General features: G+C 59.0%; 17 protein-coding genes and 2 pseudogenes. 11 read left to right on the top strand and 8 right to left on the bottom strand.

Going from position 1 to position 20576, the window contains the following annotated elements:
* Positions 1–83 precede the first annotated feature (83 nt).
* The 3 genes from P0D73_RS22455 to P0D73_RS22445 all read right to left on the bottom strand — a co-directional run bounded on the left by P0D73_RS22455 (position 84) and on the right by P0D73_RS22445 (position 4817).
* Positions 84–1454 carry an FAD-binding oxidoreductase gene (locus P0D73_RS22455; RefSeq protein ID WP_408319547.1) on the bottom strand — a complete coding sequence of 457 codons (1371 nt, stop codon included), beginning with the start codon at positions 1452–1454 and terminating at the stop codon, positions 84–86.
* Between the two features lie 609 nt (positions 1455–2063).
* Positions 2064–3287, bottom strand: a complete 1224-nt coding sequence (locus P0D73_RS22450) for a PQQ-dependent sugar dehydrogenase (RefSeq protein ID WP_408432919.1) — start codon at positions 3285–3287, stop codon at positions 2064–2066.
* A gap of 636 nt (positions 3288–3923) precedes the next feature.
* The gene (locus tag P0D73_RS22445) at positions 3924–4817 is read right to left on the bottom strand and encodes a LysR substrate-binding domain-containing protein (protein ID WP_408319551.1); all 894 of its coding nucleotides are present in this window, start codon (positions 4815–4817) and stop codon (positions 3924–3926) included.
* A 227-nt stretch (positions 4818–5044) separates the two neighbouring features.
* On the opposite strand from P0D73_RS22445, the gene P0D73_RS22440 reads away from it, so the two are divergent.
* Together P0D73_RS22440 and P0D73_RS22435 are read left to right on the top strand one after the other, a co-directional pair.
* A complete protein-coding gene (locus P0D73_RS22440) occupies positions 5045–5611 on the top strand; it encodes a cysteine dioxygenase family protein (protein ID WP_408319553.1) in 567 nt (188 codons plus the stop codon).
* A 123-nt stretch (positions 5612–5734) separates the two neighbouring features.
* A complete protein-coding gene (locus tag P0D73_RS22435) occupies positions 5735–6547 on the top strand; it encodes a class I SAM-dependent methyltransferase (RefSeq protein WP_408319555.1) in 813 nt (270 codons plus the stop codon).
* Positions 6548–6596: 49 nt separating this feature from the next.
* On the opposite strand, the gene P0D73_RS22430 is transcribed toward P0D73_RS22435, so the two are convergent.
* Positions 6597–7664, bottom strand: coding sequence for an alpha/beta fold hydrolase (locus tag P0D73_RS22430; protein ID WP_408319557.1), 1068 nt, complete (start codon positions 7662–7664; stop codon positions 6597–6599).
* Between the two features lie 336 nt (positions 7665–8000).
* Between P0D73_RS22430 and P0D73_RS22425 the strand changes: the two genes are divergently transcribed.
* Together P0D73_RS22425 and P0D73_RS22420 are read left to right on the top strand one after the other, a co-directional pair.
* A complete protein-coding gene (locus P0D73_RS22425) occupies positions 8001–8585 on the top strand; it encodes a TetR/AcrR family transcriptional regulator (RefSeq protein WP_408179524.1) in 585 nt (194 codons plus the stop codon).
* A gap of 56 nt (positions 8586–8641) precedes the next feature.
* Positions 8642–9394: an SDR family NAD(P)-dependent oxidoreductase gene (locus P0D73_RS22420; protein ID WP_408319559.1), complete on the top strand. Its 753-nt coding sequence runs from the start codon at positions 8642–8644 to the stop codon at positions 9392–9394.
* Positions 9395–10125: 731 nt separating this feature from the next.
* Here the strand turns inward: P0D73_RS22420 and P0D73_RS22415 are convergent.
* A complete protein-coding gene (locus P0D73_RS22415; protein ID WP_408319561.1) occupies positions 10126–12219 on the bottom strand; it encodes a phosphocholine-specific phospholipase C in 2094 nt (697 codons plus the stop codon).
* 414 nt (positions 12220–12633) lie between these two features.
* On the opposite strand from P0D73_RS22415, the pseudogene P0D73_RS22410 reads away from it, so the two are divergent.
* From P0D73_RS22410 to P0D73_RS22385, 6 genes and pseudogenes are all read left to right on the top strand, one after another.
* A pseudogene (locus tag P0D73_RS22410) lies at positions 12634–12869 on the top strand (outer membrane protein assembly factor BamA); the annotation flags it as partial.
* A 242-nt stretch (positions 12870–13111) separates the two neighbouring features.
* A complete protein-coding gene (locus P0D73_RS22405; RefSeq protein WP_408179521.1) occupies positions 13112–14278 on the top strand; it encodes a porin in 1167 nt (388 codons plus the stop codon).
* A gap of 1038 nt (positions 14279–15316) precedes the next feature.
* A complete protein-coding gene (locus P0D73_RS22400; RefSeq protein WP_408179520.1) occupies positions 15317–15823 on the top strand; it encodes a nuclear transport factor 2 family protein in 507 nt (168 codons plus the stop codon).
* Between the two features lie 360 nt (positions 15824–16183).
* Positions 16184–16567 carry a nuclear transport factor 2 family protein gene (locus tag P0D73_RS22395; protein ID WP_408319563.1) on the top strand — a complete coding sequence of 128 codons (384 nt, stop codon included), beginning with the start codon at positions 16184–16186 and terminating at the stop codon, positions 16565–16567.
* Positions 16568–16570: 3 nt separating this feature from the next.
* Positions 16571–17349 (top strand): annotated as a pseudogene (locus P0D73_RS22390) (SDR family NAD(P)-dependent oxidoreductase).
* A gap of 224 nt (positions 17350–17573) precedes the next feature.
* Positions 17574–18113 carry a MarR family winged helix-turn-helix transcriptional regulator gene (locus P0D73_RS22385; protein ID WP_408319565.1) on the top strand — a complete coding sequence of 180 codons (540 nt, stop codon included), beginning with the start codon at positions 17574–17576 and terminating at the stop codon, positions 18111–18113.
* 75 nt (positions 18114–18188) lie between these two features.
* Here the strand turns inward: P0D73_RS22385 and P0D73_RS22380 are convergent, their stop codons facing one another.
* The 3 genes from P0D73_RS22380 to P0D73_RS22370 form a co-directional block, all read right to left on the bottom strand.
* Complete coding sequence (locus P0D73_RS22380; protein WP_408179516.1) at positions 18189–18425, bottom strand: hypothetical protein; 237 nt, start codon at positions 18423–18425, stop codon at positions 18189–18191.
* 233 nt (positions 18426–18658) lie between these two features.
* Positions 18659–19771, bottom strand: coding sequence for a Gfo/Idh/MocA family protein (locus P0D73_RS22375; protein WP_408319569.1), 1113 nt, complete (start codon positions 19769–19771; stop codon positions 18659–18661).
* 95 nt (positions 19772–19866) lie between these two features.
* Positions 19867–20376, bottom strand: coding sequence for a nuclear transport factor 2 family protein (locus P0D73_RS22370; RefSeq protein WP_132379622.1), 510 nt, complete (start codon positions 20374–20376; stop codon positions 19867–19869).
* Between the two features lie 11 nt (positions 20377–20387).
* On the opposite strand from P0D73_RS22370, the gene P0D73_RS22365 reads away from it, so the two are divergent.
* The coding region (locus P0D73_RS22365) for a hypothetical protein (RefSeq protein ID WP_408432917.1) at positions 20388–20576 on the top strand (189 nt) is incomplete at its 3' end.

The following is a 20576-nucleotide window of genomic DNA, read 5'->3' as shown; positions in this document are numbered from 1 at the left end:
GATCTGATTCACGTACCCGTTCGTCAGTATTCTAGCGAGCGTCGCGCTGAACACCGCCACGCGGCGAGGCCGCGCGCGTAGACTCACGCCTTCGGCTTAATGTTCTGATTGACTCGGAACAGGTTGTTGGGATCGTACTTCGCCTTGATCGAGGCAAGGCGCTTGTAGTTGTCGCCGTAGCTTAGTTCGACGCGGTTCTCGGCCTCGTCGGCGTCCAGGAAGTTGACGTAGGCGCCTTCCAGATTGAACGGGTGGATGGCCCCCCAGTAGGCACGGCCCCAGGCCTTAAGCGCCTCGGCGTCCTTGGGATCGGGGCTGATCGCGGCAATTACCATCGAAAAAGACGCGTCCCGCGCGCTCCACGGCGTCGCATCCTTGGCGACGCGCCGAACGGCGCCGTCTATGGGGTAAAGGTGCATCAGGCAGAAGGGGGTGGGTGCCTTGAGCGCGTTGGCGATGTGCACGTCGATCGCCTCGTCAGGCAGCGCCTTGACAAAGTCGCCCTTCCAGTACCACTGCAAGCCTTTAGGGAAGAACGGGTCGAACAGACTGTTGATGGCAGTCCACGGCATCTCGCCCATCCAGTTGAACAGCGGGGTGGGCAGTTTCTCGAGCAGCGAGGCCATGAGCTTCTGACCCTCTGCGATCGGTCCGTTGAAAGCGCCGATCAGAGCGCAGGCGCGTTTGTTCCAGTGCTCCTTAGGGAAGGGATCGACTGGAGGCACGGTTTTGAGGCCGACGAATAGGCCAAGCTCCTCGGGAGCGTTTGGGATGAAGTCGCGGTACATCGCCATAACTTGCCTGGCGTCCTTGGCGTCCCAGAAGATCGGACCGGCGAACACCATTTTGGCTTGGTGGGCCTGAAATAGAAAGCTCGTGACCACGCCGAAGTTGCCGCCGCCACCGCGTAACGCCCAGAACAGGTCAACGTGCTTGTCCTTGTTAGCGGTGACGAAAGAGCCGTCGGCCAGCACTACATCCACTTCGAGCAAATTGTCGATCGTGAGGCCGTGCTCGCGCGTGAGATAGCCGGTTCCGCCGCCCAAGGTCAGACCTGCGACGCCCGTGCTGCCGACGATGCCGAGTGGTACGGCGAGGCCAAAGGCGTGGGTCGCGTGATCGAGATCCGCTGCGGTGCAGCCTGGATCGACACGCACGGTGCGGCTCGCTGGGTCGACGCGCACGCTGCGCATCTGCGACAGGTCGATGACCAGCCCATCGTCGCAACTGCCCAAACCGGGGCCGTTGTGTCCGCCTCCGCGGATTGCCAGAGGCAGCTTGTTATCGCGCGCGTAGTTGACCGCCGCTATGACATCGGCGGCATCGGTGCAGCGAGCGATCACTTTGGGCCGCTTATCGATCATGCCGTTGTACAGTGCTCGCGCCTCGTCGTAGTCCTGGTCTGACGGACCGATCAGCCTTCCGCGAAATCCCTGAATCGCAACCTCGTCCATGACGCTGCCTCCTTGAAGAGTTTATCCATCGCGCGCACGCGCGACGACGCGATGCCGTACCCAGAAGCCTCGCGCCGAACAGTCGACAAGAACGACATCGGGCGCGTGGGATCAATCGGGATTTGCACACCTATCTGGTGGCCGTTCGCGAGCCTTGGCCTCGCACCTCACTTGATGAAAAGCATAGTGCTCCGACGCAATTGCGGGAAGGAACTTCCGATTGACGATACTGACAGCAAGACGAGGGAGCAACCAGTCGAATGAAACCCGAGACCAATTATCGGCCGCTCTTTGGTCCAGGAAAATAAGGGCGCGTCCAATCGGCGACTTGATCGGCCAGACGGCTTTGAATCGTCCGACATAGCCTCAAAAGTGGGGCCGCTACCGGGAATTCCGAGAGGCCCTTTCGGGCCGGGTTCTGCCGACCGCGCCGGACAGCAGTTGGCCAGAAACAGTCCTGCGCGGCGATAACGCGGGCGCCTGCTGTTCGCCGTTTACCGGCCGTTCGTGGATATCCGATAATGGACTAACGCCAGCGCTCATTCTCACTCACGTGGTCCTACTTTCGCGACGCAGCAACGTTACGAACATTGGCGACGGGCGATATCGCTATTGCGCCCGCTGGATTCGCAACACTTCCCCTGCGGTCAGCACATAAATCTCCTGCGCGGCATCTGCGCCGAAAGAGTACACAGTCCCCGGTATTGGCAATGACCAATCAACCGATTCCGTCACGACACCATCACGAAAGACGAAACTCTGCAGTCGGCCGGTGCATAGATCGGTGTAGAAATAACGGCCCTGGATCTCAGGTACGGCGGCGCCTCGATAGACATAGCCTCCGAGGATCGCACAGCCTCCGCTTGCGTGGGTGTATTCGAAGACCGGGGGCGTCAGAGCCGTGGTATCGCAGGTGGCCGCGCCGACGCACAACGTACCTTCCATTCTGTCCCAGCCATAATTCAGCCCGCCGCTTGTCGCCGGGACGACGTTGACCTCCTCGCGCGCGGACTCGCCGACATCCGCGATGTAGATCTGCCCCGTCATATCGAAGGAGAATCGCCACGGATTTCGCAGACCGCCCGCCCAGATCTCCGGCCGGTCGCCTGCGCCTGTAGCGGGCGGGTTGTCAGAAGGTATCGCGTAGCCGTTGCCCCTCACGTCAATCCTCAGCATCTTTCCGAGCAAAGATGCTTTGTTCTGCGCATTGCCGGCGGGATCATTCGAGCCGCCACCGTCGCCGGGCGCCAGGTACAGCATCCCGTCTGGCCCAAAGGCGAGCTGGCCGCCGTTGTGATTCGATGCACCTGGGTGCGGAACTGTCAGAAGCACCGTGCCGCTCGGATTGGCTACGTCAGGGTTGGCGGAAGAGACTTGGAATCGAGATACTGTGATCGCTCCATCTGCTGCGGTGTAATAGACGTAAAACCGTCCGTTCGACGCGTATGCCGGGTCGAACGCCATCGACAGCAAGCCACGCTCGCCATCGGTCGAAGTCAGCGCCGAGATATCAAGATATGGCGCCGAGAGCAGCGTCCCGTCGCGGACGATCCGTATCCGCCCCGCTCGCTCGACAACAAAAAGACGGGGGTCATTGGCAGGCGCGGTAAGGTAAATCGGAGCGGTAAGTCCACTCGCTACCCCGGTCACTGTGAGGCGAAACGTTTCAGCAGGCCCGTAGGCAACGGTGACTGCCGACGAAGCGCCCGCAGTCACCGTGACAGACTGACTTAGGTTGGTCGGGCTGTACAACGAGGTGCCGTTCAGTACACGGTCAGCCGTGACGGTATAGGTTCCGGTCGCGAGGTTTGCCAGCGTGTCGGATCGGCTCACTACCCGGCTGAACCCGCCAGGGCCGGCCACAGACACGTTTGCGGCCGTATCAGTTGGGAGGCCGGTTACCGAGAGCGACAACGCGCCAGCAGTCACGCTCCCTCCCGAGCTACCAGAGCTTCCTGCAGCGCCTGAGGCTCCATCCCCAGAGCCATTCCCACCACAGGCGGCCAGGAACAGAAGACACATACCCAGAAGACGACATGACGCCGGACGGAGGAAGGAAATCATGACTAGCTCCTGCGAGGGAATTGTCCGGAATTGATGCGCGCGTTGCAGGTTTTACATCGACAAACGTCTCTGAAAATCACCTGCAGTAGGCAGGACGGGCCTGCTTGCTCGCCCGAGCAACGAGGAAGCAAGTATTTGGCCTGGCAATGGCACCGCTCTTAGACGCGAACGCGCCGACCCGCGAGCAATGAGCGGGTGACCCGCCCGCACACATGAGCGCTCTGCTCGCTCCCTCCCTGGAAACACCATACCAATGACCGCTCTCGCGAATCACATGCCCGGAATGATCTTTGTCGGCGTAGAAGTCGGCCACCGTCGGATCGCCTATCCTCGGCAGTGGCCTTTGCCGAAGTCGAACTATGTTAAGACGGTAGTCTGGAGATTGGCCGCACCCAAAAAAAGTCTTCACTTGTATCGCGATCCGATTGATTGCAGGACGCCGCCTCCGGCCACAGCCTCGAACAGCCGCTGTGCGGGCGGGCTCACTCTCCAGTCACGCAGATAGAGATCGAAACATAGACTGGGCAGGCGTGGCAGCCCCTCGGCTTCGTCCAGGACCCGCAGTTCGGAGGCAAGCATTTCGATGGGCCTTACCGTCACCCCCAGACCGGCGCGCAACGCGGCCCGCAAGCCGCCGAACGCAAGCGAAGTGGATACGTGCCGAATGTGCCAAGGGATTTGGTGCGCATTTAGAGCGGCGAGCGCCGTCGCGCGGTAGTGGCTCGGCTCGTTGGGCAAGACCAGGGGCACAGGCTGCGACGGATCGTGCACGTATTCGGCGGCAGCCATCCAAACCATTGGCGAGGTTCGCAAGCGTACGCTTGGGTGCGCGGGATCCACCATTCCTTCCGGCATTGCAACGAGGCTAATCTCGATTTGCCCTTGCTTGAGCGCTTGCAACAGGTGGGCGGTGCGGGCAGGATGCACCTCGATCTGCACGTGGGGATAGAGGGCCGAAAAGCGCGCGAGCAAGGGCGGCAGCAAGAACTCTGCGGCGTCATAAGGGCTTCCAATGCGCAGCGGCCCGCGCAGGTCGGGTGCCGCCAGCGTTTCCAGCACTTCGTCGTTCAATGCGAGCAGTTGGCGCGCATAGTCCAGGAGCCGCACGCCGGGCTCGGTCAGCCGCTTCGAGCGGCCGACCTTCTGGAACAGTGCCACGCCGAGTTGCAGTTCGAGGCGGGCCATCTGTTGCGTGACGGCAGATTGCGTGCGGTGCACTCGCTCGGCAGCAAGAGCAAAGCTTTCCCCGTCGGCGACCGCGACGAAGGTGCGAAGCAGGTCCAGGTCAAGGGTGCGCACGAAAGTTAAGTGTCGCTGATGTTTCCTCGAGCGGAATTCACTTGTCGTTTGAGAGTTCCGGGCAGAGACTGAAGCTGTCAGATCCGTTGAAAATGCCTGTAAAGCCGGGTGAACGGCTATCGGAGTCCAGATGCGGCGGCGGCCGGCGAGGTCTGTAAATAGTTTAGCAAAGCTTCAGTGCCGGCTCGGTGGGACTGGGGCTCGGAAGCCACCGAGGTGAAGGAAAGATGATGAAAGACGACGCGTACTCTCTTAACCGGTTCATCACTGACCTGCGGCACACCGCTTGCGAAGGGCGCGATGAGCATTGGGTCATCGCGACGATGCGGCCGCTGGTGCAACGGTTTGCGCTCTCCTGCTCCTGGCTCGAGCCACGCCACTACCAGGCGGACAGCGCACAGGGTTTTGGTGTGCACGTGCTCCACGAGGAGCCAGACCATACGCTCGCGGTGTTCGCCGTGAGTTGGCTTCCCGGACGTGGAATACCGCCGCATGACCATGGCACGTGGGCGATTGTCGGGGGCGTGGACGGCCCGGAAAAGAACGTGTTCTGGGAACGGACGGACGACCGCACGCGCCCAGGCTACGCGGAGCTGCGCCAGAGCGGAGAAAGAGTGTTCCGTCCCGGCGACGTGCTCGCGATGCCTAGCGGCACGATCCACAGCGTGTGCAACGAGTCCGATCATGTCACGCTATCACTGCACGTGTATGGGAAGCACGTTAATTTCACCGACCGCTCCCAGTTTGATTCCGACAAGCGCAGCGAAACGCCCTTCATTCTGAAGCTGGCGTAGCTGCAACAATCTCTGGTTTCGAACGGTGACCGAATGCCACTAACCTGAACACCATGCGTCGGCGCGGATCGCGTCGAACCCATGTCGGTGTCGCGGCAGGGCAAACGCTCATGGAGGGGTGACATGGAACAAGACGAATTCAGCGCCTTTGAGCATCAGGGTTGGGAAACGGTCGCATTAGCATATCACTCGTATTTTGGCGAACTGACGACGCAGTCCAATGATGCGCTGCTGGATGCGCTAGAGGTTCGTGCCGGCGTCCAGTTTCTCGATGTCGCGTCAGGTCCCGGCTATCTTGCGGCAGCGGCGGCACGTCGCGGCGCTGATGTGGTTGGCGTCGATTTCGCGGACGCGATGGTCAAGCAAGCGCAACGCATTTTTCCCGACCTCGCTTTCCGTCCCGGCAGTGCCGAAGATCTGCCTTTTCCGGATGTGAGTTTTGACGCGGTCGGTATCAGCTTCGGAATGTTGCATTTCGCTCGCCCCGACGCGGTGCTTGCCGAAGCATTACGGGTGCTGCGACCGGGCGGCAGAATCGCGTTTACCGTTTGGGCGCCGCCGGACCAGACCGTTGGATTCGGGATGGTGCTCAAGGCCATTGAGAAGCACGGTCGCATAGACGTCCCGCTACCCTCTGGGCCTCCCTTCTTCCGCTTCAGCGACTCGCACGAGTCGGAGCGTGCGCTGCTCGATGCGGGCTTCGTTGAGCCTCGCATTGAGGAAGTCAGTCAAACGTTGCGTATCCGCGCGCCCGAAACGCCCTTCGACGTCCTGATGCGCGGAGGTGTGCGCATCGCGGCGATCTTGAAGGCGCAGTCACCGGAGGCGCTGGCTTCGATCCAGAAAGCTGTGTCCGACGATGCGGCATCGTACACGGACAATGGTGAGGTACAAGTCCCGATGCCGTGTGTGCTCGCGTCAGCGAGAAAGCCCTGAATGGTCGGCGCCATGACCTGCCAAATCAGGGCGAGCATGCACGGCCGTCTCAGTGCGTGGCAGTCTCCTTCATGAAAACACCAAGCTGCTGGGCGTAGAACGTCGCGTCGGCTAATGTAGCGTGTCCGCGGGTTTCGGCGCTGGCAGGAATCAGCAGCAAGCGGGCGTTCTTCAATTGTTTGAGCGACATCTGCATCGTGCCGGTCTCGGGCGGGTTGCGTTCGTCATCCGCGGAGTTAATCGCCAGCAAAGGCGCCTGGATGTGACTCAGTCCCGGCGCGGCGTTATAGTCGGCCGATGACGCCCATTGATAGAGGACATCGTTGGCATCGCTCTTCTGCGGCGCCGCCAGCATATCGTCGACGATCTTGTCGGCCTTCGCGTGTGTCGGAGCCAGCGCCTGATATGCGAGCGTGCCGCCGCTGGTGGCGATTGCGAACATCGCGCCGGCGAGGCGCAACGATGGAGGCTCAGTCGTATAGTTGCCATGGTTCCACGCCGGATCCTGTTCGATCGACTCGACGAACATGCGGCGCATCATCCAGTTGCGCGCGGACATTTCGGTAGGCTGGGACGCCATCGGTACGAGCGCATCCATCATGTCCGGATATTTTTCGCCCCAAAGCCAGACCTGCATGCCGCCCATGGAATAGCCGAGGGCAAGGCGAAGATGATGAATCCCGAGTCCTTCGGTCACCATCCGATATTGTGCGGACACCATATCGTCATAGTCGTATTGCGGAAAGCTAGCGCGCAGAACATCGGAGGGCTTGGTGGACTTACCGATGCCGAGTCCGTCGGGCAGGATGATGAAATACTTCGTCGCATCGAGCGGTTGCCCCGGTCCGAACAACTTGCCGGCAAAGTGCGGTGTCAACATGCTCGCGCCGGTTTGGTTCGTACCGTGAAGCACGAGAATCGCCGGCTTCGTGGGGTCGCCGACGGTCACATAGTGAAGGCGAACATTGTTCAGGGTTTCGCCAGTATGGAATGTGAAGCTTGGCGCGATCCAGTCGCCTTCACGCGGAGTGGGATAGTCTTGTGCTGAAGCGAGAGAGGGGAGCAATACAACAAGAAAGGAAAAGCAGGCGCGGCGTAATACAGTCGAAAATCTCATGAATGGAATCCTCGAATTTGAGTGGAGCATCGGAACGGATGCCTCATTCTAGAGAACAACGTTACCGACTGCTCTGACGAGGCGACAATATTCTCTTGCTTGTCACCTCAGCGTTCGCTTTTTGCGCCCGCTTGAATCTTGCGGCCACGTCTTCGCAATCGCGCGACAGTCACCGCAATGATGCGACGGCAGCGGCGCTATTAGACCACTAGCAAATCTCCCATCATGGCGAAGACCATGCACTGAATAAGGTCTGGGATGCGATCTCTGACGTCTGCAACGGCAGTAGCATCGAACGTTATTGACATACCAGTCCATAATGAATATCCTCAAGCCATGGCTAGACCTAGAGAGTTCGATCGAAACGAGGCACTGGACCGCGCTACACGCGTGTTCTGGGCGAAAGGCTACGCGTCGACTTCAACCGAAGACCTGCTCGCTGCCATGAACATCGGGCGGCAAAGCCTCTACAACGCGTTCGGTGACAAACGGAAGCTCTACCTTGAAGCGCTGGAGCGATATCAACGGGAAAGCAATGCGAGCCACCTGGAGCGTCTGAATAGCAGTGCCTCGCCGTTACGTGGAATCGAGGCGCTTTTGCTCGGCCTCATAGCCGAAGATGACAGCGTCCGTGCACTCGGGTGCATGGGTGTCGGCGCTGTCAGTGAATTCGGTACTGCGGATCCGGATCTTGTGATGCTACGAAGCAAAGTGGGCCCAAGGCTTTTCAGGCGCCTGGTCGAACGCATCCGTGAGGGACAGGCATGCGGAGAAGTCGACCTCGCCATCGACGCCCGCGAAGCAGCCGCCTTTTTGCAGATGACGATGCAAGGCATTCAGCTCGGGGCCCGTGCAGGTGGGGACGTTAGGAGTCTGCGCGCACAGGCCAGATTTGCAATCAGCCGCTTTAGACCGCGCTAGACAAGGAAAGCCTGACGTGGTCGACGCGCGCCCAATTATGGACTGATCTGTCAACAATGGAGATGCTGGTGAACGAGAATTGCGGACTTACAGGAAAGATTGCCATTGTCTTTGGCGGCTCGCGAGGCATTGGCGCGGCCGCGGCGAGACGTCTGGCAAGAGAGGGCGCCGACGTAACGGTGACCTACGTTTCGGCGCCGGAGCGAGCCGCCGAAACGGTTCGGGCAATCGAGGCCACCGGGCGGTCTGGCCTTGCAATCAAGGCTGACAACGCGGATCCGGCTGCTATCAAGGCAGCCGTCGCGCAGACCGTGGATCATTTTGGAAAACTGGATATTGCGGTTGTCAACGCTGGCATCTTGATGCTTGGTGACGTCGCGACGGTGAGCGTGGAAAATCTTGACCGCATGCTGGACATCAACGTGCGTGGTGTCTTTCTCGCCATTCAGGCCGCGGCTGCGCGTCTCACTGAAGGTGGCCGGATCATTACGATCGGCAGCAACACAGCGGTGCGAAGCGGACATCCGGGTTCGAGCGTTTACTCAATGACGAAGGCTGCAGTTGCCGTCATGGTAAAAGGTATCGCCATTGACCTGGCTGGCCGGGGCATTACAGTCAACAACATTCAACCCGGGCCAACCGTAACGGACATGACGGCCGATCATATCGACGCGATCAAGCCGCTCATTCCGCTTAGGCGCGCTGGCGATCCGGATGAGATCGCCGGTCTGGTTGCCTACCTCGCCCGCAAGGAGTCAGGCTACATGACTGGCTCGAGCCTTACCATCGACGGTGGTATGGCGCTATGACCGTCTGGTGACCTGTTCCATCGTTTCGATCGGCGTTCACGATTCGCGGTGCCACGACGGGCCACCTGAATGGACGGCCCGGCCTCAGCGAGCGGGCTGCAACCGTCCGGTTGTGGCCGAGCATACATGGAATGTCCGCACGGCCGAGCAGTTCTGCTGCTGGAATCTGCTGCCTCCCGCTAGTCCACTGTATGAATCACGGGCGACAGCAACGCGTCTGAAGAGGACTGCGGCGCAGAGGCTGTCCATGGTGGTGGGGGCAGGCCGGTTGACGTATCCTGGGTAGCGGCAGACGGTTGTGCCGAAACTGAAATCTGAGGCGCGGTTGCCGACGCTGATGTGGAACTGGCGTCCGGCGCATTGCTGTTGTCTCCGCACGCGCTGAGCGTGGCGAGCAGGAACATTGCCGGGAGAATGCGATTGCCCGATAAGCCGCGCGAGAGACTTGTCTCGTCGCTGTCGCCTGCCAGGCGACAATTTGCGCGTGCCCATGCAGGGTGCCTGCAGCGGAATATCGACCCGATTACCCTGGTGAACATCTGCATGGCTAGAAATGGTTTTTCCATGATCGACGGGACCTATGCCCGCGGGGTGAAGGATGAAATAACCAGCGGCCGTACCGGCCCATTCATTACTGACCGTGGCGGTCTCATGACCCGTTGGATGGAGTCCCGATCGTCAACTACCCTCAAGAAGTTGACGACCGGTCGGCTGGCGTTAGCGACTCAACCTCAGCCTCCAAGCGCTGGATCTGATGCGCTGTCGCGCCCGGTCTCTACGTGACCGGCAATGCGCCACAGGGCGTTTTTGTCAGAGTCGACTGTCACTGTCAGGTCGTACCACCCGAATGAATTTCGCAGATCAATCATCAGAACGCTGACATCACCGCCGCGCACGCTGCGCTCGCCGCTTATCGGCGAGTTGTAGGCGCTGTCGACCTTGAAAACAGATCGCTCTTTACCCGGGTTCGTCAGACGCAGTTGCAGATTGCCGTTTGCGACATCGTAGCCATCGGCAATCTGAACCGCTGTTCCTTGATTGCGCGTAGAGCCTGCCTTGCCTACAAAGCGGCGCAGATAGCCGTTGGGTGCGAACAAGGAAAAGTCGTAGCTCCCACCCGGAGCGAGCATCAAATCGTCCGAAAGATCCTTGCCTGCTTCAACCGTATAGCTGCGCGGCAGATCCGTCGCATTGCCCGAATAGACCAGGAAGTTCACACCCGCGTGCCCCGTGTTCGTCATGTGCAAACGGAACGCGTTGCCTTGTGCGTTCACGCCGCCGCGAACGAAGAATTCGTACGGCAGTGCGCGTGCCGGCCGCACACCGAATTCCTGTTGCGGCAGTGACTGGGTGCTCGGCACGACTGGTATGACGTCCGGGTGACGGTTCTTGTCCGCCGGAAAGGTGGTGACCGGCAGTTGCGGGAAGCTGTCGTTTGGATTCCTGAAATTGAAAACCGATGTCAGGTCTCCGCACACCGTGCGGCGCCATGCCGTAATGTTCGGCTCCTCCAGGCTGTTGCCGTGCCCGAAACGTTTCTGGATAAACCGGATGATCGATGTGTGGTCGAAGACTTCGGAGCACACGTAACCACCCTTCGACCATGGCGAGATGGCGATCATCGGTACGCGCGGCCCAAGTCCATAGGGACCGGGTTGATTTTTGCCCGAACCCGCGAAAAACTCGTTCGTCGTGGAGACTGTGGAAAGGCCAGTCTCGGGTGTGGATGATGCATACGGCGGCGGCATATGATCGAAGAGGCCGTCGTTCTCGTCGTAGGTCAGAAGCAGCACCGTCTTGCTCCATACTTCCGGGTTGGACGTGAGTGCCTGAAGAACCTGGTCGACATACCATGCGCCGTAGTTCGGCGGCCAGTTGCCATGTTCCGAAAACGCTTCCGGGGCCACGATGTACGAAACCTGAGGCAGCGTATTGTTTTGCACGTCCTTTCTGAGTATGTCGAAGTAGGTCCCGCTTACCTCGACCTGTGTGCCCGTGCGTGCCTTTTCGAACAACGGACTGCCGGGTTGCGCGTTCTGATACTGCTTGAAGAACAGAAGCGACGTATCTCCGAAGTTGCCGATGAAGGGATTTTGGTCGTCGCCCCAGCCGGTCGACGGATTCAAACCGGAGCCCATGTCCTGGTAGACCTTCCACGATATGCCGGCGGCCTCCAGCTTTTCCGGGAATGTGCTCCATGAATAACCGGCTTCGGCGTTATCGATCACCGGGCCGCCTCCGGTTCCGTCGTTGCCCACCCAGCCGGTCCACATGTAGTAACGGTTCGGGTCGGTCGGCGTCATGGCCGCGCAATGATAGGCATCGCAAATCGTAAATGAGTCGGCCAGCTGATAGTGAAACGGGATGTCCTCGCGCGTTAGATGGAACATCGTCGTCGTGCCTTTGACCGGCACCCACTGGTCATAGCGGCCGTTGTTCCATGCCGCATGAGTGCCGGGCCAACTGTGATCCAGATCCTGCACGAATTGCAGACCGAGATTCGGAAGATCGGGGCGGAAAGGCAAGACATAGCCGTCGGCGTTGTTGGCGGGCTGGAAGAATACGGACTTACCGGTTGTAAGCGGAATGGGGCGCGTATCGCCGAAACCGCGCACGCCGCGTAGGGATCCGAAGTAGTTATCGAAGGAACGATTTTCCTGCATGAAGACAACGATGTGCTGTACGTCTTCGATAGTGCCGGTCGCATTGTGCGCGGGTATCGCCAGCGCACTGCGGATACCTAGAGGCACTGCACCCAGTGCGGTGGCCGCGCCGGCCGCTTGCGCAGCGGCTCTCAGGAAATCACGTCGACTGTTTGATGTCATGTTCGTTGTTTATTTGCCGTTGATTGAGGGAAACGGCGTCCAGTGCAGCCAGAAGATAAGGAACTCGTGGCTTCACGGCACGCGCTACAGGAGACAACTGTTGACTCGCAACCGCGTAAGGCATCCGGGAGAATGGGCCTTGAACATGACCGAAATGTGGCAACTGCTTTAGAAATGGGGCGAGATGTGGCGAGCTGACTTTGGCACTGAGTACGTCTGCTTCGCCGATATGCCGGATCATGCCAACGGTTTCTGGATGTGTGTGTTTGGAGTAAGTGAAACGCTAGGAAGCACGTTGAGAAATGTAAGGCGCAAAGTCATTTGCTTGATGCAATTTGCGTCGGCTGTCTGCCAGGAAGAGGCGTCGGGGAAAGGTCAAATTTCGCAATTGCGCGCGACGGCAACGTCAACACTGAGCGCTTCTCCGCGGAAAAGCTGCAAGCCACCGCCAAAGCGACATTCCACAAGGAGGGCGCATATGGCTACGCAATCGCACTGATACCGCACAGCCATAGATCGACCAGACGCATTACACGCTTGACCTCACGATGCAGATCGACGCGAGCGGGCGGGTGTATGTGCGCCGCGTGAACGTGATGGGCAACACGCGTACGCGCGACGAAGTGATGCGCGGTGAAACACGCCAGATCGCTCGTCGATATCCTCCCGATAACTGATCTCGGCTCACGCTTGGTCAACCGCAGTCGCCCACGTTATTCGGAGCTGCAAGAACTCTCGCGAACTCTTTTCTGAAAGTCAGAGGAATAAATCGAGCCGGCGTTCGTTTCGTCCATTGGCTTTGATTTGCCTTCTTTCTTCCGCTTCGGCGTCGTCGGACCTGCTTGCGCTTTCCACGCGCTGCGGGCGACGCCGGCATCCTGCGAGTTTGCTAATGAAAAAAGTCATAGTGACATGTGCTTTTGTTGTGTCTGTCCCTGCCGCGTACGCGCAAAGCAGCATTACCTTATACGGCATCATTGACGAGGGTTTCGAAGCAATCAGTAATGCGCCTGTTGCCGGCAGCAAAAGCGGCGGCAGACTGTTCCGACTCGATGCCAACAACGGGCTGAACGGATCCCGCTGGGGACTCAAAGGTTCCGAAGATCTCGGCGGTGGCCTCAAGGCGATCTTTACGCTTGAGAACGGCTTTGAACTCAACACCGGAAATCTCGCGCAAGGCGGCGCTGAATTTGGCCGTCAGGCCTTTGTAGGATTGTCGAGTGACCGGTATGGCACCGTGACGCTCGGGCGGCAATATGATCCCATCGTCGACTACGTCGGAATATACGAATTCGGTGATTCAAATCTTGGCTCGGATCACGCGGCACATCCCGGCGACCTCGACAATTTCAATTTCACGCGTCGCCAGAACAATTCAGTCAAGTACCAGAGCCCCAACTTCGGCGGGTTGAGTTTCGAAGGTCTCTATAGCTTCGGTGGTGTGCCAGGCTCGCTTGCAACCAACCAGGCATACTCCTTCGGAGCCCATTTCGTGAGGGGCCCGCTTGGCATGTCCGTGGCATATTCACACGTCAACAATCCGGCGGCGTCTTTGTTCGGGAGCAACCCAAGCGATACCGCGACGTCGAACGGGCTGACCGCGAGCCCGATCTACAGCGGCTATGCATCGGCAAGAACGTACCAGGTAGTAGCGGCCGGCGGTTCCTATAAGTTCGGACGCGTCGTCATGGGCGCGACCTATTCGAACATTCGCTATTCGAACATTGCCGCGCTTAGTGGAAGCAGTGCGGATTTCAACGATGCGGAAGTCAGCCTGCAGTACCTGATTGCCCCGGATTGGTCGGTTGGAGCGGCTTATAACTTCCTGAAAGGGAATGCCGTGACTCAAACCATTGGGGGCGCGAAATACAATCAGTTCTCCGCCGGTGTGAATCACACGCTGTCCAAGCGCACCGATGTCTATCTTTCAGGCGAGTGGCAGACGGTTAGCGGAAACGACTCGACCGGGCACGCGGCGGTCGCGAACATCGCTGATTTGCCGCCTTCTTCGAATCGTCATCAGGCGGTCGCTCGTATCGGGATCCGGCATAAGTTCTAGTCTTACTGTGTCAAACACTAGGGCGGTTTTTAGGTTTTCGACAACATGGATACGCATGGAGCCGGACAACCGGCAGCGTACTCCAGTCGAAACCGATACCGCTGCCGAAAGCACAAGCGGTCTTCCTTGGGAGTCTCTCCAACTTTTGCGCGCGCTCAACAGACGTGCGTATCGGGCGCTCGACAGTTCGTGTCGAGGACTACGATGACGCCCAAGGAAATTTCGGCTGTCAACGCGCTCCGAGCGGGCGGCGACACCGCCGTTTCGCCAGCTGGCGCACACCAAAACGATGCCGAAACAGTGAGCCTGTTATCCGGACCACAAGCGCGCACCGGAACTGAGCGAAGATCTCATGGAAACAGGCGGAAGTAGGCTTTGGAAATAGCCTCTGGAGACACGCAAGTCTCGCCATAGTAAGCACACGCAATCTTGCCGGACGGCTCGTCTGACGGTTCCGGCTCCCTCCATCCAAGTACCAGAGTTGTCAAGCCTGCAGCAGCAAGCAGGCCTATCACGCAAACAAGTCGCTTCATGCCAGTCACCTCATTTCGTCGATACAGTTGACACTGCCGTCTTCAGTCACGCAGCAAGCAATTGGCTATCAGGCAATGCGCAACTCAGAGGTGGAGGCGGTAGGGATATATGCATTGCTGTCTACCTCCGCCTGCCTGTTTCCAGCGATTGACATAGCCGCCAGATATCCGAACGTCAACGCGAGCCCGAGTGTTATTCCCGCACCGGTGTAGTGCCCGCCCACCGGCGAGTTCATATCGTCAAGGACAGTTGGGGACTTTCCCTAGCGGCGCCGGCGTGCTGAGATCTACTTGAAGCGGACCCATCAGGCGCTACCGGCAAGCACTTGACTCTAATGATACCATGATGCATCATGCGACATAAATCTAATAGTCGTAGATCTTTTTTCGCGGTGCGATAGCCGCGGTAGCGGTGTAGGGAAAGTGAGGCAGGGCGTCGAGGCGATCGCCGAGGTTGAGTTGGGGCGATGTGCCTCAGTTTCTTACTTGAACTGGGAGACACAAATTGGATTTTAAGAGTCAGGAACTTCAAGACAAGGCGGAGATTCGTGAAGTTCATATGCGCTATTGTCGAGGCATCGACCGAATGGACTTTGATCTCGTGCGTTCGTGCTATCACCCGGACGCCATTGATCGACATGGTGCTTACGAAGGTGGCGTCGAAGGTTTTATCAAATGGGCCGGGGAAGTGTTGCCTCTCTTCGACACCACGATGCATTTCACCGGTAACCAATACGTGAAGGTGCAAGGCAATGTCGCTTTCGCGGAGCATTACGCGCAGGCGTTTCACCGCACGAAACCCGCAGACGGCAAACCCGCTGCGGACTGGATTGTGAACGTGCGATATGTCGATCGCCTGGAAAAGCGTGATGACGAATGGAGAATTGTTGACCGCATCGTTGTGTACGATTCAGAGCGCACGATCCCGGTAAGCACTGACTCTGCGCCGTTGGGCGACTGGAACTATGGGCGGCGCGATCGCGATGACCCATCGTACGAGTACGGCCTGTGATAAAGCGCAGCGCTTCGGCGGTACGGCTCGCCGAAGCGAACATTTGACGTGCTGCCTGATGCGTCACGCCAGATGCGACTGACCATGGATGGACGATTCAATGTTGGCATCATCGGTTTGAGTGCGTAACGCAGTTGGCCGATTGCGGCTCACATACCAGCGCTGCGCGCTTCGTCTGACGACGTCGAAATTGCCGGCGTCGCTAACACGAGTCAAGCGAGCGCTCAAGCGACTGCTGCCGCTTTTGGCATACCAAAGCGATTTCACCAGAAGTGTGGCGCGCCCAGTGCGTTCCGCGCAGGGGATGCTTCACATCGGCAACTGTGATGGACCCAATCATCAAAAAGGAGACGACTCACGATGTTGTTTATGCAGACACCCGCAGCAGTAAACGAGTTTGTTTCAAAAGTTTATGAAACGATCGATTCGATGGACGAGCAGGGGTTCGCGAACTGTCTGACCGAGAACTGCACATTCGTCCATGCGAATAGCGATCCTGTCATCGGTCGCGTAAACGCTGCAGCGACCTCACAGAATTTCCTGAGGCTGCTTGCTGGCATCAAACACGACCTCGTCAATGTATGGGCGTTCGAGGATGTCATCGTTTCCCAGATATCCGTAACTTACACACGCAAGGATGGATCGACGCTGACGATTCCGGCCGTGACGATCTGGAAGTTGCAGGACAAGTTGATCGATGAATGCCGCATCTACGCCGATACTTCGCCGCTGTTCGAGCATTGATCTATGGCGGACAAAGAAATGAATCGCGATCTTGAAGGCAAGACCATCATCGTCACCGGCGGTGGCTCGGGTATTGGGCGGGCGGCGGCGCTCGCGTGTTCCATGGCGGGGGCGCGCGTAGTGGTCGCCGATATTGATGTTGCGGCGGGAGAGGAGACGATCTCGGCGATCCGGCGGGCGGTGACGCAATCTTCCAGGCCACGAACGTGGCCGATGAAGAACAAGTCGAAACACTCGTGGCTGCGGCATTGAACAAGTGTGGCCGGCTCGATGGCGCATTCAACAATGCCGGTCTTTCGCAGACGAACGTCCCGCTGCACGAACTGACCGCCGCGCAATGGCGCCGAATTCAGTCAGTCAATTACGACGGTGTGTTCTTTTGCATGAAGCATGAGATACGCGCCATGCTGCAAACGAGTGGCGGGTCCATCGTCAATACTTCGTCCACGCTGGGCCGCGTAGCGATGCGCAGTGCGGCAGACTACTGTGGCTCCAAGGGCGGTGTGCTGGGGCTGACAAAAGGCGCAGCGGTCGACTATGGCGACAAGCATATCCGAGTCAACGCCATCCTCCCAGGTGCGGTGGACACGCCAATGGTTCAGGCACTGGTGTCCGATCCGCAATTTGCCGACTTGATCGAGAAGATTCGAGCCAGTCACCCACTGGGAAGAATCGGCGTCCCGGAGGAGATTGCTGCTGCCGCCGTCTGGCTTCTTTCGGACAAGGCGTCCTTCGTGACGGGAGCCGAACTGGCGGTCGACGGGGGATTCCTCGCCATTTGATGCTGCTATGTGCTTGATGCGGCCGTCCTGTCAACCGAGACGGTCCCGCCCTCCACGGAACGCTCAGGACGTGCAGGTGTACCGCTTGCCGCAACCGACGCCGTTTCTCGCCTCGCTGTCCATAGAGGCGGTGTTAATCCTGCTGTATCATTTCGTTTTGGTTGAATCCATTTTGAACAGGTAGCACCGACCGATGGCTCGATCCCATGGCGAGGAATGAGTGAATGCCCAAATCCAATTCATCTGCAACCAAGGCAGCCCCGAGCGCTCCCAAATTAGTCGAGGCGACAGCGAAGAGAGCATCAGACGTTTTTGATGATCGCGGCAGAACCGTTCCATGGATCGCGCGAACGGTACACCGACTCTACGATGCCCAGGGGCAGAAGATCCTCGACAGGGAAACTATTCCGATTGCGTATTGGTACTACCTTCGCGTGCTCGCCGAACGCGGCGAGGTCAATCAACTCGAACTCAGTAAGCGCGTAGGCATCGCGTCGACGACCGCGGTCCCCGCCCTCGACTATCTGGAGAAGCGCGGCCTGGTGAAGAGAGTCCGCGATCCAAACGACAGGCGAAAGTATTTCGTCATGCTACAGGAAGAAGGCAAGCGTCTCGTCGACGAATTGCTGCCTGATCTGACTGACATGATTTCGGAGTCGCTCGACGGAATCTCGCAGAAGGACATGCGTGTCTTCTGGAAGGTCATGCACCAGATCGAATCGAACCTGATTCAGATGTCTCAGAGCGACTCCGTGATCGATTAGCCGCCGGCCGGTCGTTGGCACAACGACGATGTCGTGGGGACATTGCTGATCGGCGTGCGGAGAGCGGCGGTGCGCTCACACCACGCGCATCGTCGGACGCTCCCGGCTCGGCGGAAAAATACACCAGAGTCCGTCCTTGTGGCGAAAGAAGAACAATGCCGCGGTTCCGGCGGCCCTGCGTGCTTCGACGCACACATAGCATTGCCGCGTTGCACGCTGGTTCTTGAATTCGACCACATGCACGATGTCCATCGAGGTAGGAGCAAGCCAGTGTTCCACCATCGAGCGTAACGACTTTCCTGCGCTAGCCATCATCTTCTTCTTAACACGCTCGCCTTGATCGCGTGACTACGACCAACTGACCGGCCTCGCACACCAAAAGGACGTTCGCGTCCGCCGCGAGGCCAGTCAGGACCATCACCTGCAACCTGCTTGCAGCGTTCCGCTCGCGGCCTCGGCCGAACATGGACAGGATGAGGCACTGCACACTCGTGTCTTCACGCTTCATGTGCGTGTGCGGCGCATACGAGAGCCGCACACACTTGCTACTTGCTCACCCTGACCCGATTGCCCGTTTCACTCGACTGCTCGATTGCATGGAGCACTTTGTGAAGTGCGCGCGCATGATCGAAGCTGGGCGCCGTGCGAGTGCCATGGCGCAGATCATCGGCGATCAACCGATAGACGCCAGCGACATTGCGCGCTGCAACGGCATCGTCGGCATCGATCGGGAACGGATCCGGGACGTCGAGTTCCTCGTAGCCGTTCTCGCCTTTGCGTCCGAACTCGACGCGCAAGGGCGAGATGTTGACCGCCGGGACATATTCATTCCTCGCGGTGACGCGTAGATCGCCCTCGCTTCCGTTGATCTCCCACAGCAGCTTCGTCCCGCGCGGCACGCCACCGCGGATTTGCAACGACAGCGGCGCTCCGGAGCGCAGAACCGCGTTCGCCATAAGGTGGTCGGGCGTTTTCATCTCGACGGTTTCGCCCGTCTCGATGACGCGCGCGGTTTGCCTGCGTTGCGAGAGCACCGCGCCGATCTGTTCGATGTCGCCGAGGACGGCATCAATCGCCGAAATCGCGTGCCCACCGATCACGGAAAGCAGTGTGGCGCCGTTCCGGTTGTCCATGGCGTATGCGTCGCCCTGCAGGATGTCGTCGCCCCAGCTGAAACCCGATCCGACGTACGTCGAAGACAGGACATCGCCGATCTTGCCGCCCGCGACGAGCTTGCGCATGAACTGCACTTCGGGGGAGGCGATCGCCTGTGCGCCGACGACGGCCAAAGCCTTTTTCTCGCGCGCGAGTTCGGCAAGCGCGATGGTTTCTTCGAACCCATTGCCGAGCGGCCATTCGCTGTATACGCTCTTGCCCGCCTGCAGGGCTGTCGTGACGACTTCCTTGTGGTGCTGAACCTTGACGGTGACGACGACGATATCGATGTCCGGCGATGCGGCCAGCGCAGCGGCACTTTCGAATGCCCGCGGAATGCCGAACGCGGCGGCTGCGGCCTGCGCACTCGCGAGGCTCGTATTCGCCACGCCTGCGAGCTCAAAGACGTCGGACAAGGCCCGCAAGGCCGGAATATGGGCTGTCGCCGCCCAACCGCGTCCTGGGCTCAGGCCGACGATACCGACACGATATTTCCCTTCCATTGCTTCCTCTAACGTTTAGGTAACTGCAGTAACCTTGAGCGCCTGATCTCACAGGTTGGCCCTTTGGAGCCGGCCGCAGACACCGGCCGCTTCCCTCATACGATCTGGTATTTGTACGATGGGTCTTCCTTGTCACGGCGTCCAACATTGGAATTTTCGAGCGGTGCCAGATCTCCTGGAACCGGGTCCGATCGCTGGGAGTCGAGCACGACCACCCGATCGGCAATTCGCCATTCACCGTTTCGCCGCTCCATGCGGTCCACGTAGCGAATGTTCACCACCCAATCCATCGCAGGCTTGTCGCCGTCGGGTTTCGTGCGGTGGCTTGCCTGCGCATAGTGTTCCGCAAACGCCACGTCGCCGTGGACCTCGACATACTGGTTGCCGGTGAAGTGCTGCGTCGATTCGAAGTTCGGCAACAACTCGGCTGCCCAGTCGATAAAACCTTCGACACCTCCGTTGTACACGCCGTGCCTGTCGATCGCATCCGGGTGATAACACGACCGCACGAGGTCCCAGTCCATCCGATCGATGCCGCGGCAATAGCGGATATGAACGCGGCGAATCTCCGCTTCATCCAGTAGCTGCTGAAGTTTCGCATCCAACTTGGGTCTCCTTGATTGAACCGTCGGGGCTGAAGCAAATCGGTGCCACGCCGTTGGGTGAGTGGATTGAAACCGACCGCGAGCGCGATCCACTAGCAAATCCGGAATGTAACCTGACGGCCGAGTCGGAATACGCCAGCGGTCACTTCACCGTACTCGGATGCGGCCGGTATTGTCCCGTCTCCATCAGCTCCGAAGCA

The organism is Paraburkholderia sp. RL18-101-BIB-B (assembly GCF_046026985.1).
Classification (GTDB): domain Bacteria; phylum Pseudomonadota; class Gammaproteobacteria; order Burkholderiales; family Burkholderiaceae; genus Paraburkholderia.
The sequence above is the reverse complement of the archived record's forward strand: the minus strand, read 5'-3'. Positions and strand labels throughout refer to the sequence as shown.